This window comes from Streptomyces sp. CNT372 (genome assembly GCF_000377145.1).
In genome coordinates this window covers 276,468-292,120 of sequence record NZ_KB897779.1, presented here as the reverse complement: position 1 = coordinate 292,120, position 15,653 = coordinate 276,468, and the positions used below count along the sequence as shown (strand labels likewise).

General features: G+C 74.9%; 12 protein-coding genes and 1 pseudogene. 7 read left to right on the top strand and 6 right to left on the bottom strand.

Annotated features, from left to right (window positions below; translation table 11 throughout):
* Positions 1-94: 94 nt before the first annotated feature.
* Positions 95-1,624, bottom strand: a complete 1,530-nt coding sequence (locus C593_RS0109235) for a maleylpyruvate isomerase N-terminal domain-containing protein (protein ID WP_018847015.1) — start codon at positions 1,622-1,624, stop codon at positions 95-97.
* Positions 1,621-2,202: a sigma-70 family RNA polymerase sigma factor gene (locus tag C593_RS0109230; protein WP_026277516.1), complete on the bottom strand. Its 582-nt coding sequence runs from the start codon at positions 2,200-2,202 to the stop codon at positions 1,621-1,623. Before C593_RS0109230 ends, C593_RS0109235 begins: the two co-directional genes overlap by 4 nt.
* A gap of 299 nt (positions 2,203-2,501) precedes the next feature.
* On the opposite strand from C593_RS0109230, the gene C593_RS0109225 reads away from it, so the two are divergent.
* The 3 genes from C593_RS0109225 (at position 2,502) to C593_RS29195 (ending at position 4,574) form a co-directional block, all read left to right on the top strand.
* Positions 2,502-2,876, top strand: a complete 375-nt coding sequence (locus tag C593_RS0109225) for an STAS domain-containing protein (RefSeq protein ID WP_018847013.1) — start codon at positions 2,502-2,504, stop codon at positions 2,874-2,876.
* Positions 2,877-3,025: 149 nt separating this feature from the next.
* Positions 3,026-3,544: an EF-hand domain-containing protein gene (locus C593_RS0109220; RefSeq protein ID WP_018847012.1), complete on the top strand. Its 519-nt coding sequence runs from the start codon at positions 3,026-3,028 to the stop codon at positions 3,542-3,544.
* A gap of 538 nt (positions 3,545-4,082) precedes the next feature.
* A complete protein-coding gene (locus C593_RS29195; protein ID WP_018847011.1) occupies positions 4,083-4,574 on the top strand; it encodes an ATP-binding protein in 492 nt (163 codons plus the stop codon).
* 255 nt (positions 4,575-4,829) lie between these two features.
* Here C593_RS29195 and C593_RS0109210 read toward each other — a convergent pair whose 3' ends face one another.
* Positions 4,830-5,873 (bottom strand): helix-turn-helix domain-containing protein, encoded by a 1,044-nt coding sequence (locus C593_RS0109210; RefSeq protein ID WP_078521307.1) that lies wholly within the window; start codon positions 5,871-5,873, stop codon positions 4,830-4,832.
* 62 nt (positions 5,874-5,935) lie between these two features.
* On the opposite strand from C593_RS0109210, the gene C593_RS0109205 reads away from it, so the two are divergent.
* Positions 5,936-7,276 carry an MFS transporter gene (locus C593_RS0109205; RefSeq protein ID WP_037745179.1) on the top strand — a complete coding sequence of 447 codons (1,341 nt, stop codon included), beginning with the start codon at positions 5,936-5,938 and terminating at the stop codon, positions 7,274-7,276.
* Between the two features lie 90 nt (positions 7,277-7,366).
* Positions 7,367-8,272 (top strand): hypothetical protein, encoded by a 906-nt coding sequence (locus tag C593_RS29190; RefSeq protein WP_018847008.1) that lies wholly within the window; start codon positions 7,367-7,369, stop codon positions 8,270-8,272.
* A 15-nt stretch (positions 8,273-8,287) separates the two neighbouring features.
* Here C593_RS29190 and C593_RS0109195 read toward each other — a convergent pair whose 3' ends face one another.
* The 3 genes from C593_RS0109195 to C593_RS0109185 form a co-directional block, all read right to left on the bottom strand.
* The gene (locus C593_RS0109195; RefSeq protein WP_486591095.1) at positions 8,288-9,454 is read right to left on the bottom strand and encodes a flavin-containing monooxygenase; all 1,167 of its coding nucleotides are present in this window, start codon (positions 9,452-9,454) and stop codon (positions 8,288-8,290) included.
* A 199-nt stretch (positions 9,455-9,653) separates the two neighbouring features.
* A complete protein-coding gene (locus C593_RS0109190; protein ID WP_018847006.1) occupies positions 9,654-10,358 on the bottom strand; it encodes a pyridoxal 5'-phosphate synthase in 705 nt (234 codons plus the stop codon).
* A gap of 101 nt (positions 10,359-10,459) precedes the next feature.
* Entirely contained in the window at positions 10,460-11,107 is a 648-nt protein-coding gene (locus tag C593_RS0109185) for a TetR/AcrR family transcriptional regulator (RefSeq protein WP_037745177.1), read from the bottom strand.
* Positions 11,108-11,364: 257 nt separating this feature from the next.
* Between C593_RS0109185 and C593_RS29185 the strand changes: the two are divergent.
* Positions 11,365-12,150 (top strand): annotated as a pseudogene (locus tag C593_RS29185) (VOC family protein); the annotation flags it as partial.
* A gap of 973 nt (positions 12,151-13,123) precedes the next feature.
* Positions 13,124-15,484 carry a protein serine/threonine kinase AfsK gene (gene afsK, locus C593_RS0109175; RefSeq protein WP_018847003.1) on the top strand — a complete coding sequence of 787 codons (2,361 nt, stop codon included), beginning with the start codon at positions 13,124-13,126 and terminating at the stop codon, positions 15,482-15,484.
* The last annotated feature ends 169 nt before the right edge of the window (positions 15,485-15,653 follow it).

Sequence of the window (15,653 nt, the reverse complement as noted above, 5' to 3'; positions counted from 1 at the left end):
CGTGAGGCCATGAGGCCGTGAGGCCATGAGGCCGTCAGGCCCGGGGCCGGCAACCTCCTGACAGGCCGGGGCCGGACACCTCCTCGGACAGGCCTCAGAGCCGGCTGAGCGCGGCCGCCGCGAAGAGGACGTCGCTGATCGCCTCGCGGTCCCCGTCCTGCCCGGCCGCGGCCTCCTGCGGGGAGACGTGCCCGGCGACCAGCCGGCAGAACTCCACCCCGTCCAGGGCCACCTGGGCGACCGCCCGGTCCGCCGAGCCGACCGCCGCGGGGGAGTCCAGCGCGATGTACCAGTTCCCGCCGCCGGGGCCCTCGACCTCCAGGTGCAGCGAACGCCCCGGTGAGCCGGGCGTCACCAGGTGCCGCGCCGGGGAGGCGAGTCCGGCCCGGCGGCGGTCGGCGAGGGCCGCGGGCAGCAGCCGGGCCGCCAGGTCGATCATCCGGTGCAGATGGGCGCCGCTGGGCGCGGTGTACGGGTAGTCGACGGCGCCCGCGATGTCGTCGGCGTGGATCCAGCACTCGAAGGCGCGGTCGAGCAGCGCGTCACCCAGCGGAAGGGCGAACGCGCCGTAGGAGACCGGGAGTTCCGCGACGCCCCGGCCCGCGAAGGAGACCGTGCGGATGAGCGTGTGGGTCTGCTCCCGCCACGGTTCGCGGATTTGGCGGCCCGACGGCAGCCTCCCGCACTCCCAGAACACCTCGGTCCGCCGGCCGGGCCGCCGCGGCGCCTCCGGGCCGAGCGGGTCGTCCAGGCCGAGCGCGGCGGCCACCAGGCCGTCGACGCCCATCAGATGGGCGATGACCCCGGCGACGGTGGTCCCGCGGTCCGCCTGCCGTTCGCCGTCGAACCACTTGAGGCGCACGGGAGCGTGCCACTCGCCGTCGCCGATGTCGCACAGCAGGGCGTCGAGCCGGGCGGTCTCCGCGTCGTAGGCGTCGGCCCAGTCGGGCACCGGGATACGGGCGGGGCGGCGGCCGAGGCAGTTCTCCAGGACCTGGAAGCGCAGCAGCGGGTCGAGGTCCAGATCGCGGTCGGCGTGCAGCAGCCCCACGGCATCGCGCAGCCGCAGCGCCTCCTCCGCGCAGGGCGCGCAGTCGCCGAGGTGCTCCTCGACGGCCGCGGTCTCCTCCGCCGAGCACGCGGACAGCGCCCAGGCGCCGAGCAGCGACTTCAGCACACCGTGCGAGGGCGGTTCGGCGGCTTCGGCCGCTTCGGGCGGAACCGCCGGGGTGGCCGCTTCGGGCGGAACCGCCGGGGTGGTCGTTTCGGGCGGAACCGCCGGGGTGGCCGGTTCGGGCTCCGGCGCGCCCGGTTCGGGCGGCACCTCCGGCTCGACCGCGGCAGGCGGGGCGTCAGGGGCGGGCCGGCCGTCGTCGCGGTCCGTCGCCCCGGACTCCGGCCGGGCGCCGAGGACGGGCGGACGCGACCCCCGCGCGGGGTCCTTGCGGTGCGGCAGCGCGGGCCGGCGCGGACGGTACGCCTCCGGCGGCAGATCGTCCGCCGCCCCGCGCGGACCCGGTATCCGCGGTGCGCCCCGGACCTCGTCGCGGCCCCGTTCGCGGTCGTCGCCGCCGTCCCCGCCGCCGGTCCCGCCGTTGTAGGGCCCGTCGTCGTGCGCGCTCACAGGGCGCGTCCGTATCCGGGCGGCGAGGAGCCCTCCAGCGGGCGGGTGTGCGCGGTGGAGAGCAACTGGAGGCCGAGCCGCAGCCGGCGGCGGGCCTCGTCCTCGGTGACGCCCAGGTCGGCGGCGGTCTGCCGGTAGTCCCGCCGCTGGAAGTACGCCAGTTCCAGGGCGGCGCGCAGCGGGGCCGGCATGGAGGTGCGGATGTAGTCGGCCCGGGCGGCCACGGCCGCCCGCCGCACCCGCTGCTCCAGTTCCTCGGTCGTGCCCTCGCCGCCCGCGGCCAGGGCGGCCGCCTCGGTCCGGCGGAGCCGGTGCACGGCCTGGCTGTTGGTGAGCCGGGCGACCCACGCGCGCATGGATCCCTGCTTGGGGTCGTAGGCGTCGGGGTTCTCCCAGATGTAGCCGAAGACCTCGCGGGTGACCTGGTCCGCGGCCTCCTCGTCCTCCAGGACCCGGTGTGCCTGGCTGTGGACCAGGGACGCGAACCGGTCGTACAGCTCGCCCAGGGCGGCGGCCTCGCCGCGCGCGAGACGCTGCTGCATCCTGCGGTCCCAGCGCGGTGGTGCGTCCTTCGCCATGCTGCCCCCAGTCCCTGCGGTGCGTCGTACCTGCGGCGCTGTCCCGTTCCCGCTACTGCCCGCGTCGGCCCGGGCCCACCGTACGTCCTCATCGAATGTAGTGCGCCATGTGGCGTGTGTGCTCCCCTTTGCGACAAGTACGGACAGAGGCCCCTCGCGCGTGATAGGCCCCGGAAGCGGTCGCGGAAGGGGGAACTCCGGGTGTCCTCCGTCGCGTTTCACGCATGCACGGCAGGGCAGGGGCGAGTGGAAGGGCGGCTTCCGGTCTTCGGGCCGCCGGTGCGCGAAGGGGTCCGTTGATGATGCTCAAGGTGGCCGAGGCCCGGCAGGGCGGATGGACCCTGCTGCATGTGTCCGGCGAACTGGATCTCGTCTCCTCGCCCGTGGTGCGCCAGCGGGTGCACGACGCGGTCGCCGCCGGCCGCCGGGACGTGGTGCTCGACCTCTCGGAGGTCCTCTTCTGCGACTCCAGCGGGGTCGGGGTGCTGGTCGCGGCCCGCCGCCTGATGCGCTCCTGCCGGGGGCGGCTGCGGCTGGTACTGCCCGCCCGGGGCGCGGAGGACGGCTCCCATGTGAACCGCGTCCTGGCCGCGCTCGGCGTCCGCCGCCTCTTCGACGTGTACGCGGACGCGGACTCGGCCGCCGACGAGGAGGCGCGCCCCCTCTCCGCGTAGCGCGGCCGGCCGGTGCCGTGCGCGGGGCCGTTGCGCGGTTCCGGCGGGGCTGTGCGCGGTGCCCGGAGGGGCTCCTGTGTGGCGAGGCCGTGACCGATCCGGTGACCGCCCGGTACCCGCGGAGGCCGCCGGGGCCGTACGCTCCCGGCATGGACAGCGCAGAGTACGAGCGGAAGATCGCTTCCCGCTTCGCGGCCTTCGACCAGAACGGCAACGGCTCCATCGACCGAGAGGACTTCAGCAAGGCCGCCGCCGCGGTTCTCGCCGAGTTCTCCGTCGCGGCGCGCTCCGACAGGGGGCAGGCCCTCTACGGCGGGGCGGAGGCGTTCTGGCAGGGCATGGCCGGCATCGCCGACGTGGACGGCGACCAGCGGGTCAGCCGCCAGGAGTTCGTCACCGGCGCGGCGAAGAGACTGCGCGACGACCCCGAGCGCTTCGGCGAGATCGCCCGTCCGTTCCTGCACGCCGTGATCGCCGTCGCCGACGAGGACGGGCAGGGCGTCACCCCGTCCGCCGCGGCACGCGTGCTGCGTGCCCTCGGTGTCGCCGAGGAGGCGTCGGAGCAGGCCGCCCGCGCCCTGGACGCGGACGGCGACGGCCGGATCTCCGAGCAGGAGGTGCTGACCGCCTTCGCGGCGTACTGCGTCACCCCGGAACAGCCCCACTAGATCCGCAACGGCCCGACCGGATGCGGTGATTCGCACGGGCTCCGGTCCCACCCCGCGCGGAAGGCGGGCGGGACCGGAGCCCGGCCGCTGCTTCGACCCCAGTGTTCTGACCGTGTTCTGACCCGAGTGTTGTGGCCCGAGGACTCCGGGGCGTCACCCTGCGTCGACCGTCGCGTCGATACCGGGTTGTGTCCTCGGAAGGGGTCGTCACGGCCCGGAGTCGTCCTCCGGCTCCGGTACCCTCCATGGGATGCGAGTCGCTGCGAGGACGGAGTTCCCCGGCACGGCCACAACGGCCGCTCCGGTGCCGTCGATGCGCGCTGATCATCCGGCGTGCGTACGGGCCGCGACCCTGTGTTCGAGTCCCCGCGCGGTGCGTCGCACAGTATGCACCACGGGTACTCCTTCTCGCTGGAATATGCCCGAAGCGCTTGTTGCGGTGACTGTACGTCAACCATGCTGTCCGGCAAGGGAATCACGTTCCGTGATGGCAGTGAGGCGCAAGGCGATGTGTCCGCCGGTTCGGATGGTGTGAGCGGTGCAGGTGCTTCAGGTGCAGTTGGAGATCGGCCCCGACCCCGCGGAGGTGGGGCGAGCCAGGAGATGGGCCCGTTCACGTCTGCTGGGCTCCGGCGTCCGTGACGACGAGCCGCTGGCCGAGACCTTGATCCTGCTGATCTCGGAGCTCGTGACCAACGCCGTGGTCCACACGGGCTGTCCGGCGGTGCTGCGGATGCTCTTCGGCGCCGGCCCCGCCGACGCCGGCACGGTCCGGGTGGAGGTCGCCGACGCCAGCGCCGCCCCGCCGAGGCCCCGCCGCGCCGAGGGCGACGACACCAACGGCCGCGGTCTGGAACTCGTCGACGGGCTGGCGGACCGCTGGGGCTGGACGGCCGAGGGCGACGGCAAGGCGATCTGGTGCGAGGTGGACCGATGTCCCCGCTCCGCCACCGCCCCGCTCGGCAGCCGGCCCGCCCGGGCCTCCTTCGGCGCCGACTCCTACGGCTCCCTGCGCGCGACGGCCGGCTGACCAGTCCTCCCGTCCGGGCCCGCCGGACGCCCCAACTCGGGCGGCTCCGAAGGGGATCTCCCCTGCGGCAGGTCCAACGGCCCTCCCGGACGTCCCCCACCACCGGCGGCAGGTCCAACGGCCCCCGCTCTCCCATACATCCCGTACCACCTCCGGCTCCGCCACCGGCCACCGCCGGGCCGACGGTGACGGCGCGTACCGCCCGGCAGGCCCGGGTGGTACCCCGCCCGCGTGCCCGGACCCGGCCGGTGCGCGTCAGAGCGTCGCCGAGCGGAAGGTCCGCCGGTAGACGGTCGGGGTCACGCCCAGGACCGCCGTCAGATGCTGGCGCAGGGACTGCGCGGTACCGAACCCGGCGTCCCGGGCGACCTGTTCCATCGACAGCTCGGTCGTCTCCAGCAGCTGCCGCGCCCGTTCCACCCGCTGCCGGGTGAGCCACTGGCCGGGGCTGAGCCCGACCTCCTCTCGGAAGCGGCGGGTGAAGGTGCGGACCGACATCGCCTCCCGGCGGGCCAGGTCGCGCAGTTGGATCGGCTCGTGCAACCGGTCCAGGGCCCAGGCGCGCGCCGCGGTCGTGGTGGCGAGCTGCGGTTCGGGGAGCGGGCGGCGGATGTACTGCGCCTGGCCGCCGTCCCGGTGCGGGGGCACGACCGTGCGGCGGGCGACGTCGTTGGCGACCGCCGTGCCGTGGTCGCGGCGCACGATGTGCAGGCAGAGGTCGATGCCGGCCGCGACACCCGCCGAGGTGAGCACGTCCCCGTCGTCGATGAACAGCACGTCCGCGTCCACCCGGACCTCGGGGAAGAGCTGCTGGAAGTGTTCGGCGGAGGACCAGTGGGTGGTGGCGGGCCGCCCGTTCAGCAGGCCGGCCGCGGCCAGTACGTAGCCGCCCGTGCAGATGGAGACCATCCGCGTGCCGGGGCGCACCCGGGCGAGGGCCCCGGACAGTTCCGGGGTCAGCCGGCCCTCCCCGTACACCGGCCCGAGCCGGTACGAGGCCGGGACGACGACGGTGTCGGCCGTGGCCAGGGCCTCCGGCCCGTGCTCGACCTGGATCGCGAAGTCGGCGTCCGTCGGGACCGGTCCGGGGCGGATCCCGCAGGTGACGATCTCGTACAGCGGGGCGCCGCAGGCGCTTCTGGCCCGGCCGAAGATTCGGTGCGGAATGCCCAGTTCGAAGGGGAGCAGCCCGGGCAGCGCCAGGACCACCACCCGGTGCGGCGCCCCGGCCCCTGCCCGATCCGTCCCCGCGCCCGGCTCCGTCCCAGCCCTGGCGCCCGGCTCCGTCTCCTGGTCCATGGCCCGATCCTAGCGAACCCTGTCTTCCCGGCCAGTCGTCCGGTGATCGCGCGGACACGAGTCTGGGTGACGTGACCCAGACAAGCTCTCCGCCCGCGGGTTCCCCGACCCCCGGGGCCGCCCGGCCAAGCCCCGGCCGGCGCCGCCCGCCCCGTGTCCACCGCGCCTGGTCCGTCGCCGCAGTCGCCTTCGTGACGATCATCGGCGCGGCGGGCTTCGCTTCCCTCCCCGGACTGCTGATCGAGCCCCTGCACCGGGAGTTCGACTGGTCGCGCGGCACGATCGGCTTCGCGATCTCGGTGAACCTCGCGCTCTACGGCCTCACGGCCCCCTTCGCGGCGGCCCTGATGGACCGTTTCGGCATCCGCCGCGTGGTCGCCGTCGCGCTGTCGGTCATCGCCGCCGGCTCCGTGCTCACCGTGTGGATGACCGCCGCCTGGCAACTGGTCCTGTTCTGGGGCGTGCTGGTCGGGCTGGGCTCCGGGTCGATGGCGCTCGCCTTCGCCGCGACCGTCACCGACCGCTGGTTCGTCAAGCGGCGCGGGCTGGTCACCGGCATTCTCACCGCGGCCGGCGCCTCCGGGCAGCTGGTCTTCCTGCCGCTGCTGTCCTGGCTGGTGGAGGGCCACGGCTGGCGTCCGGCCGCGGTCACCGTCGCGCTCACCGCACTCGCCGTGGTGCCGTTCGTCTGGCTGCTGCTGCGCGACCACCCGGCCGACGTGGGCGCGGCCGCGTACGGCGCGGAGGGCTTCACGCCCAAGCCGGACCCGGTGCCGGGGGCGGCCCGCCGAGCGGTGGCGGTCCTCTTCCGGGCCGCGCGCACCGGGCCGTTCTGGCTGCTCGCGGGCACCTTCGCGATCTGCGGTGCCTCGACGAACGGCCTGGTCAAGACGCACTTCGTGCCCGCCGCGCACGACCACGGCATGCCGATCACGGCGGCCGCCTCGCTCCTCGCGGTCATCGGCGTCTTCGACGTCGTCGGCACCATCGCCTCCGGCTGGTTCACCGACCGCTTCGAGGCCCGCCGGCTACTGGCCGTCTACTACGCGCTGCGCGGGATCTCCCTGCTCTTCCTGCCGATGCTGCTGGCCCCCTCCGTGCATCTGCCGATGATCTTCTTCATCGTCTTCTACGGCCTGGACTGGGTGGCCACCGTCCCGCCGACCATCGCCCTCTGCCGCGAGCACTACGGCGAGGACGGCGCGATCGTCTTCGGCTGGGTCCTCGCCTCCCACCAGGTCGGCGCGGCCGTGGTCGCCTTCGCGGGCGGTGTCGCCCGCGATGTCTTCGGCAGCTACGACGTCGTCTGGTACGCCTCGGGCGCGCTCTGCGCGGTCGCCGCCCTGATGGCCCTGGTGATCCGCCGCCCGGCCCTGACAGAGGTGGTCCCGGGGGTGCGCTGAGCCGCCGCCGTGCGGTACGGTCACTCTGTTGAACGCGTTCAAAAGCGGGGGGCTGAGATGGTCGCGACGACGGTGGGTGGGCCCCGGCCCGTGCGGCATCAGGCGTACGAGGGCTGGGTGTGGAGCGCGGTCCTCGCCGCGGCCTCGGCCTGCGGCGGGCAGCTCGCCGTCCTGCTGGTGGTGTGTGCCCTGCTCCCCGCGCGGGAGGAGGCGTACTACGCCCCCGGCCCGGCCGTCGGCTTCCTCGTCATGCTCCCCTGCGCCCTGCTCGGACTGGTCCTGGCCGGGTTCGCGCACGCCTGGACGCTGGTGCTGCCGGCCCTCGCCCTCGGCCGCGCCGCCGCCCGCCGTGCCGGTGACCCCGTCCTCGGCTGGGCCCTCGCGGCCACCGTGCCGCTTGCCGCCGGATACGCCCTGGCCGCACGGCTGCTCACCGGCACCCCCTGGCTCCCGGCCCTGCTGTGGATCGCGGGCGCCGGTGTCCTCCCGGTGCTCGCAGCGGTGTGGACGGTGCACCGCAGGGCGCGCGGACGGCTCGCCACCCACGGGCGGATCGTCGGGGAGTGGACCCTGTTCACCCTCGGCGGCCTGGCACTCGTCCCCCTCGCTCTCTGGTTCGGGACCTCGACCGGCCACCTCGCCTTCTACCGGCCGCCCGAGATCGGCCGCGCCGAGGCCGTGGGTACCTGGCGGGCCGAGGACGGCGACACCGTTGTCCGGCTGAGGGCCGACGGCACCGCGTTCCTCTTCGGCGTCCCCCACGAGGGGGGCGAGTTCTTCACCACCACGTTCTGCGACGGCACGGGCACCTGGGCCCATGACGCGGGCGACGGGGACCGGCGCGCGGGCGTGACCGTCGGCGCGCCGCCCGGCTGCGGCGCGGCTGCGGGCCGGACCTGGCTGTTCGCGGGTACGAAGGAGAAGCCCGAACTCTTCGTGGTGATCGGCGATCCGGACGCGGGCGAGCTGTACGTGCTGCGGAAACAGGAGCCGTAGGGCCCCGGTGGAGGTTCAGCCCCGGGCGACCGCGCGGGCGATGCGGCCCGCGTCCAGGGCCAGTTCGCGCAGCATCCCGCTGATCGGGTTGGTGAAGCCGGTGAAGTACAGCCCGGGGGCCCCGGCGGTGCAGCGTCCGCCCCGGACGCGCGGGCGGCCGGACGGGTCCAGGACGTCCAGGTGCCCCACGAGCCCTTCCAGGGCCGGCCGGTAGCCGGTCGCCGCGATCACCGCGTCCGGCGCGACCAGGGTGCCGTCCGCCAGGGCCACCTTGGTGTCCTCGAACGACTCCACGGCGGCGACCACTTCGACTGCGCCCTCCCGCACGGCGGTGGTCAGCCCGGGGTCCAGGACCGGGATCGCGCCCGCGCGGGCGCGGGTGGCCAGGCCGGTGGCGGGGCGCGGCAGCCCGTGTGCGGTCAGGTCGGGCATGGTCAGCCGGGTCAGCACCCGGCCCGCGCCGTCCGCGACCGGCAGCGGGAGCCGGCGGATCAGGATGGCGGACCGCTGGGACGGCCAGCCCATGGTCGACCGCCGCACCAGATGCGGCGCGGTCCGAACCGCAAGGCGCACCCGCGCGGCCCCGCCCCGGGCCAGGTCGACGGCGATCTCCGCCCCCGTGTTGCCCGCGCCCACGACGAGGACGTCCTTGCCCGCGTACGGGCCGGGGTTGCGGTAGTCGCGGGCGTGGATCAGCTCGGGCGTGAACGCCTCGCGTCCGGGCCAGTCGGGCATCCGGGGGGTGTGGTGGTGGCCGGTGGCGACCACGACCGCCCGTCCGGTCAGCTCACGCCCCCCGCTGGCGCGGAGCAACCAGTCGCTGCCGTCGGCGCGTTCGATCCGGGAGACCTCCACGCCGGTGACGATCTCCAGCTCGTGGTGCTCCGCGTACGCGTCGAGGTAGTCGACGAGGTCCTCGCGGGCGATCCAGCGGCCGCCGGCCCGGGGGATGGGCAGGCCCGGGAGGGCGGACAGCCGGCGGGTGGTGTGCAGGCGGAGCCGGTCGTAGTGGCCGCGCCAGGACGCGCCCACGGCGCCGGATCGCTCCAGCACGACGGCCCGCACACCCCGCCCCCGCAGTGCGGCGGCGACGGCCAGACCGCCCGGTCCACCGCCGACGACATAGACGGGCCGGTCGTCCGTGCGGTCGATGCCCTTGATGCTGCCCATTTCTCCGGCCATGAACGGAGAGCGTAAATCTTCCGATTTCTTGATGGGTCTCAGTCAAGACCGGGTTCGGTTGCGAAAGGGTCACGCTCGGGTGACTGTGCCCTGAGTGAAAGTGACGTCAGGTCAGGAAACGGGGCGTTTCACCGGCCGTCCCGGGGTCGTGACCGCACCCTTGGCCGCCCCGGGGCCGTGACCGCACCCCCGGCCGCGGTCACGGCCAGAGGAGTTCCCGCATCCAGCCCCCGCGCCCGTCCCCCCGCCGGTATCGGAGCCGTACGTGCCGGCGCCGGGCCTCGCCCTGGAAGAACTCGACCTCGCGCGGACGCAGGACGTACGCCGTCCACGTCGGCACGGGGGCGGCCGGCTCCGCCTGTGCCCGCTCCCAGGCTGCCGCCGAGGCGCGGGCCAACTCGGCTGCCGAGCCGAGGACTTCGCTCTGCCGTCCGGTGAGGGCGGCGGCCAGTGCCCCGGTGGACCGGGCGTGCAGATCCGCCTGCCCCTCGGCGGACGGGCGGGCCGTGACCGTGCCGCGCACCCGGATCTGCCGGGCCTGCGCGGGCCAGTAGAAGCCGAGCGCCGCCTCCGGGCGGGCGGCGAGCTGGCGGCCCTTGGCGCTGGTGGCGTGGGTGGCGAAGTGCCAGCCGTGCTCGTCCGCGTCGTGCAGCATCAGGGTGCGCAGATCCGGGCGGCCCCGCTCGTCGGCGGTCGCCAGGGTGGCGGTGTGGGGCTCTGTCTGCCCGGCCGCCACCGCCTCGGCGAACCACCGGTGGAACAGGGGAAGGGGATCGCCGGGTGCCGCCTCCGGGTCGAAGGAGGGCAGTTCCGGCAGGTCCCATACGCGCTGGGCGCGCAGCAGGTCCCGGAACTCGGCCTGGGTGACGCTCTGGTCCTCGTGCTCCTTGTGCTCCTCGTGCATGGCCCCATTGAAGCGCGCGGTGGCGCAAACACGCGGCGGCGGCCACCTCGTGGGGTGGCCGCCGCCGGTGTGACAGGACGTGGGGTCAGTGGGGCTATGCGTTACCTCGTCGGCTTTCTGCCGGTGATGCCCAGGTGCACCAACAGCGCGAGATTGGGCTTGAGTTCGGCCTGCTTCACACCCCAGGTGCTGAAGCCCTTCTGGTGCGAGGCGACCGCCGCAAGCATCGCGACCAGGGAGCCCGCCATCGCGCCGGGGCTCACCTCCTTGTCGACCTTGCCCTTGGACTGGAGTTCCGCCACCGCCTCCGACAAGGAGTTGGTGACCGAGGTCATGATCTTCATGCGGATCTTGTAGAAGCGCTTGTCGCCCTCCGCCGCCCCGAGGTCGACGACCCGGAGGATCGCGTCGTGGCGACGCCAGAAGTCGAGGAATCCCTCGACGAGTTCCTCGGCGGTGAGCCATCCGGCCTTGCCGGTCCAGGAGCGTCCGGCGACCAGTTCGGTCAGTGACGCCCCCTCCTTGGCCATCTCCTCGGCGAGTTCGAGGACGGCGCCTTCGACGTCGGGGAAGTACTGGTAGAACGTCGCGGGCGAAGTGCCCGCCTTCCGTGCGACGTCGATGACCTTGACGTCCCGGTACGGCGAGGAGCTGAGCATCTCGCTGAGGCAGTCGAGCAGTTTCTGCCGCGTCGCCTGACCGCGTCGACCGGCCACGCGACCGTCGACGGTGCGTACTTGTCCTGTCATGCCGTCAGCTTACCGAGGGGTGATCAGCGCGCGATTCGGCCGACTGCAAATGGGGTGGCGATCCACAGAGGGATAAGTGTTATCAACAGCCTGTGGACAAAATTCGTGGACGAGGTGACGTCGGAACCCCCCGAAAGTGGGGTGTGAACTCGGACAAAAGCCATTTGTCGATCTTCTGTTCGAATAGTTTTCGCGCGCACCGGCCGGGCCGCCGTTAGCTTGAGTGTGACGGGCACCACGGTGAAGGGATCACGTCGATGGCCGGATTCGTACCGGGAACACCGTGCTGGGTGGACGCGGCCCTCCCTGATGTGGCAGCGGGCAAGCGGTTCTACGGCGCCCTGTTCGGTTGGACGTTCACCGACCGCGGCGGGGAGCCCCTGCCGGGCGGCGGTACGCGGGGACGCTGGGCGGACGCGTACAGCGACGGGCGGCTCGTCGCGGCGCTGACGCCCAAGCGGGACGGGCGGATGCCCACCGTGTGGGGCGTCTACCTGGCCACCGAGGACGCCCGGAGCACCGCCCGGCTGATCACCGCGAGCGGCGGGCAGGTGATCAACGACCCGCTGCCGGCGGGCACGGAAGCGGTCACCGCCGTGGTGGCGGACCCGGGCGGCGCGGTCTTCGGCCTGTGGCAGGCGGCGGAGCGTGAGGGCTTCGAGAAGCACGGCGACCCCGGTTCGTACTGCTGGACCGAGGTCTACACCCGGGCCAAGGAGCGGGTGGACGCCTTCTACGAGGGGGTCTTCGGCTTCCAGGGAACGGACCTGCACGGGCTCGGCTCCGAGGACTTCCGCATGTGGTCGCCGGCGGGAACGGAGCCCGGCGAGAGCTCCGCGGTCGGCGGGCGCAGTGTCATCGACGACTCGCTCCCGGCGGAGATGCCGGGGCACTTCCTCGTCTACTTCCGCGTCGAGGACTGCGACGCGGCGGCCGAGACGGTCGCCCGGCTGGGCGGCCGGGTGCGGACGGCGCCGTACGACATCCCGTACGGGCGGATGGCCGTCTTCGCCGACGACCAGGGCGCGCAGTTCGCGGTGCTGGCGGAGGCGGCGGCGCCCTCGGGCGGGGGCGGTACGGGTGCCGCGAGCGACGACGAGGGCTGGCCGCACGACGCCCCCGGGCCGGTCCCGGCCCCGGACGCGCCCCCGGGCCACGAGCCCTCGGAACCCGCCCCGGCTCCGGAGCCGCTCCCCGGTCCGGACCGGACCACCCAGGCTCCGGAGCTGCCCCCCGGCCCCGACCGGACCGACCCGGCGGCCGAGCCCGGCCGCCCGGCCGGGGGGCGCGGCGAGTCCCCCGGCTCCGCCCGGGCCGAGGACACGGAGCAGCAGCCCCCGGGCAACGGCCACTCGGAGGTCCCGGTCGGGCGCGCCGAGCCGGACGACGAGGGCGGCGGATCGGCGGGTTCGGCCGGGTCGGGCAGGCCCGCCGAGGGCGCAGGGTCGCCCTCCGGCAAGCCGGACCGCGCCGACGACCCCCATGAGCCCGAGGAGCCCGGCCGCCCGGCCGGCGGACGCGGCGAGTCCGCGGGCTCCGCCGGGCCCGCCGGGTCCGCCCCGGCTCCGGAGGAACCCCCGGCCGAGCCCGGCCCCGGGAAGCCGGACGACGACGGCGACGGCGACGAGCCCGGGGGCTCACCCCGGTCCGCCGGGCCCGCGTCCGGCGAACCGGGCGGCGGCGACGGCGGCCCCGACCGCCCGGACGGCGACGACGCCCCCGCCCGGCGCGGATGACCCGCCGGGCCGGGCGTTCGCGCGGCCCGGTCCGCGCCCCCGGGGCCGGCGGACGTCCTGCCGGTACCTGCCCGCGGGCGGCGCACGCGTCGCCCCGGCCTCACCACCGTGTCCGATAAACGGTGAGACACCCCGATCCGCCCCCGGGTTCGCAACAGCCGCCCCGGACAGGAAGAATCAGGGTGCTCACCGCTGAGGGCTCAATGGTGAGACCCTGCACGGGGCGGCAAGAGACGGGCTCCACGACGAACGGGCCCGTACGGGGAGGTGGGACGCAGGTATGGAGGCGCTGACGCAGCACGACCCGAGACGGATCGGTCCGTTCGAGGTGCTGGGCCGGCTCGGGGCCGGCGGCATGGGACTGGTGTATCTCGCACGGTCGGCGTCCGGCCGCCGGGTGGCGATCAAGACGGTGCGCACCGAACTCGCCGAGGACCAGCTCTTCCGGGTCCGCTTCACGCGCGAGGTGGAGGCCGCCCGCGCGGTCAGCGGGTTCTACACGGCCGCCGTCGTCGACGCCGACCCCCGCGCCGCCGTGCCCTGGCTCGCGACCGCGTACGTCCCCGCGCCCTCCCTGGAGGAGATCGTCAACGAGTGCGGGCCGCTGCCCGCACAGGCGGTGCGCTGGCTGGCCGCGGGTATCGCCGAGGCCCTGCAGTCGATCCACGGCGCCGGTCTGGTGCACCGCGACCTGAAGCCGTCGAACGTGCTGGTCGTCGAGGACGGCCCGCGGGTGATCGACTTCGGTATCGCGTCCGGGGTGTCCAACACCCGGCTGACCATGACCAACGTCGCCGTCGGCACCCCCGCCTACATGTCGCCCGAGCAGGCCCGGGACTCCCGCAGTGTCACCGGGGCCAGTGACGTCTTCTCCCTCGGCTCCACCCTGGTCTTCGCCGCCACCGGGCACGCCCCCTTCCACGGCGCGAACCCCGTGGAGACCGTGTTCATGCTGCTGCGCGAGGGGCCGGACCTGGAGGGGCTGCCCGAGGAGCTGCGGCCGCTGATCGAGCACTGCATGCAGATGGACGCCGGGCTGCGGCCCTCCCCGGAGGACCTCCAGGCGCAGCTCGCCCCGCATCTCTTCTCGTCCGGGCACGACGACAGCGGTACCGCGTCCGCCTGGCTGCCCGGCCGGGCCACCGCCATGATCGAGGCCCGGCGCGGCGGGGGCGGGCGCACCCCGGGGCGTGGTCCGGCCCCGTCCCGTCCGCCCGAGCCGCCCCGGCCCCCGCACGCCCCGCCCGAGCCCTCGTGGGCCGCGTCCGGCGACCCCCGGGGCGGCGGAGCGGCCGGTGACAGCGGGCCGGTGCGCCTGGCGGGCGCGGGCGTGGCGATCGGGCCCGGCCCGCGGGTCGCGGACGCCTCCCGCGCGGCAGCGGTGGACGCGGGACCGGCCACCGGCTGGATCCGCCCGCCCGGCGGGGTGAACGGCTCCGAGGCGCACGGCGCGGCCCCCGCGCCCCAGGCCCCGCCGGTGCCGCTGCAGGAGGGCGGCCCCGGGCACTGGCGTCCGTGGCGCTTCCGGATGTCCAACGACGTCTGGGGGACCCCCGCGGTCGACGGCGAGCTGCTCTACGTGACCTCCTTCGAGGTGCACGCGCTGGACACCGGCACCGGCCGGCGCCAGTTCAAGACCCGGGACGTCGCCTGGTCCATGGCCGTGGACGGCGGACGCATCCACGGTTCCGACGGGCCGGCCCTGTACGCCCTGGACGCGGGCAGCGGCGCCGAGCGCTGGCGGCTCCAGAGCGACGCCTGGGTGTACTCGCTCAAGGTCGACCGGGGCACCGTCCTGACCGGCACCCGCGGTGGCGGGGTGCAGGCCCGGGAGGCGTCCAACGGCGAGAAGCTCTGGGAGATCACCGGCGCCCAGACCGACTTCGAGACCGCCGAGGCGGGCCCCGCGATCTTCGGGGACACCGTCTACGTGTGGAAGGACGCCCGGCTTCGCGCCCTGGACGCCCGGACCGGCGAGGAGCGCTGGTCCTACCCGATCGGGGACGCGGCCTCCTGCGGAAACGTCCCCGTCCGGGTGGCCGCCGCGCCCGACGGCTACGTCTACGTCTCGGCCGGCACCCGGGTGCTCGCCTTCGACATCGCGACCGGGCGGGTGCGCTGGCACTTCGAGGCGCCGGCCGTCTTCCTCTGCCCGCCCGCCTTCGCGCCCGGCCCGGCCGTCACCGGCGGCGGGGTGTACCTGGCCGACTACCTCGGCACGGTCTACGCCCTCGACGCGACCACCGGCAAGGACCGCTGGCGGATCGCGACCGAGTCCCGGCAGTCCGTGGAGCCGGTCCTCGTCGCGGCCGGGAACATCCACGTCGGCAGCGGCAGCGCGCTCTACACGCTCGACGCCGTCACCGGCACCCCGATGTGGCGGTTCGCCGCGGGCGGAGAGGTCGTGGGCGCGCCGGTCGTCGCGGACGGGCGGGTCCACTTCGGCTCGGCGGACCACGTCCTCTACACCCTGGACGCGACCGGCGGGCAGCTGCGCTGGAAGCTGGCCACCGGTGGCGAGATCACCGGCAGCCCGGTGGTGCGCAACGGTGTCGTGTACGCGTGCAGCAAGGACCGCTGCGTCTACGCGCTGGACGCTGTCAAGGGCACGGCCACGGGCCGGGGCGCCGCCGCGCGCTGAGCACGGCGGGGGCCCTCGGCACACCGGCCGGCGGGCCCGTCGCGGGCGCGGTCCGCGGCGGGTGGCGGTGCCCCGGGGGCGGGCGTAGCGTCGGGACGGGGAGCGGTCACGACCTGACGGGGGGACGGCGCGCGGCGCCGGACGACCCCGACGGCTGACTCGGAGGAGG

Bases quoted from the DNA above. Each gene is read 5' to 3' on its own strand.
- C593_RS0109190 (WP_018847006.1), bottom strand. From the start codon at position 10,358: ATGCACGAGGAGCACAAGGAGCACGAGGACCAGAGCGTCACCCAGGCC.
- C593_RS0109195 (WP_486591095.1), bottom strand. From the start codon at position 9,454: ATGGCCGGAGAAATGGGCAGCATCAAGGGCATCGACCGCACGGACGAC.
- afsK (WP_018847003.1), top strand. From the start codon at position 13,124: ATGGAGGCGCTGACGCAGCACGACCCGAGACGGATCGGTCCGTTCGAG.
- C593_RS0109220 (WP_018847012.1), top strand. From the start codon at position 3,026: ATGGACAGCGCAGAGTACGAGCGGAAGATCGCTTCCCGCTTCGCGGCC.
- C593_RS0109210 (WP_078521307.1), bottom strand. From the start codon at position 5,873: ATGGACCAGGAGACGGAGCCGGGCGCCAGGGCTGGGACGGAGCCGGGC.
- C593_RS0109225 (WP_018847013.1), top strand. From the start codon at position 2,502: ATGATGCTCAAGGTGGCCGAGGCCCGGCAGGGCGGATGGACCCTGCTG.
- C593_RS0109185 (WP_037745177.1), bottom strand. From the start codon at position 11,107: ATGACAGGACAAGTACGCACCGTCGACGGTCGCGTGGCCGGTCGACGC.
- C593_RS0109230 (WP_026277516.1), bottom strand. From the start codon at position 2,202: ATGGCGAAGGACGCACCACCGCGCTGGGACCGCAGGATGCAGCAGCGT.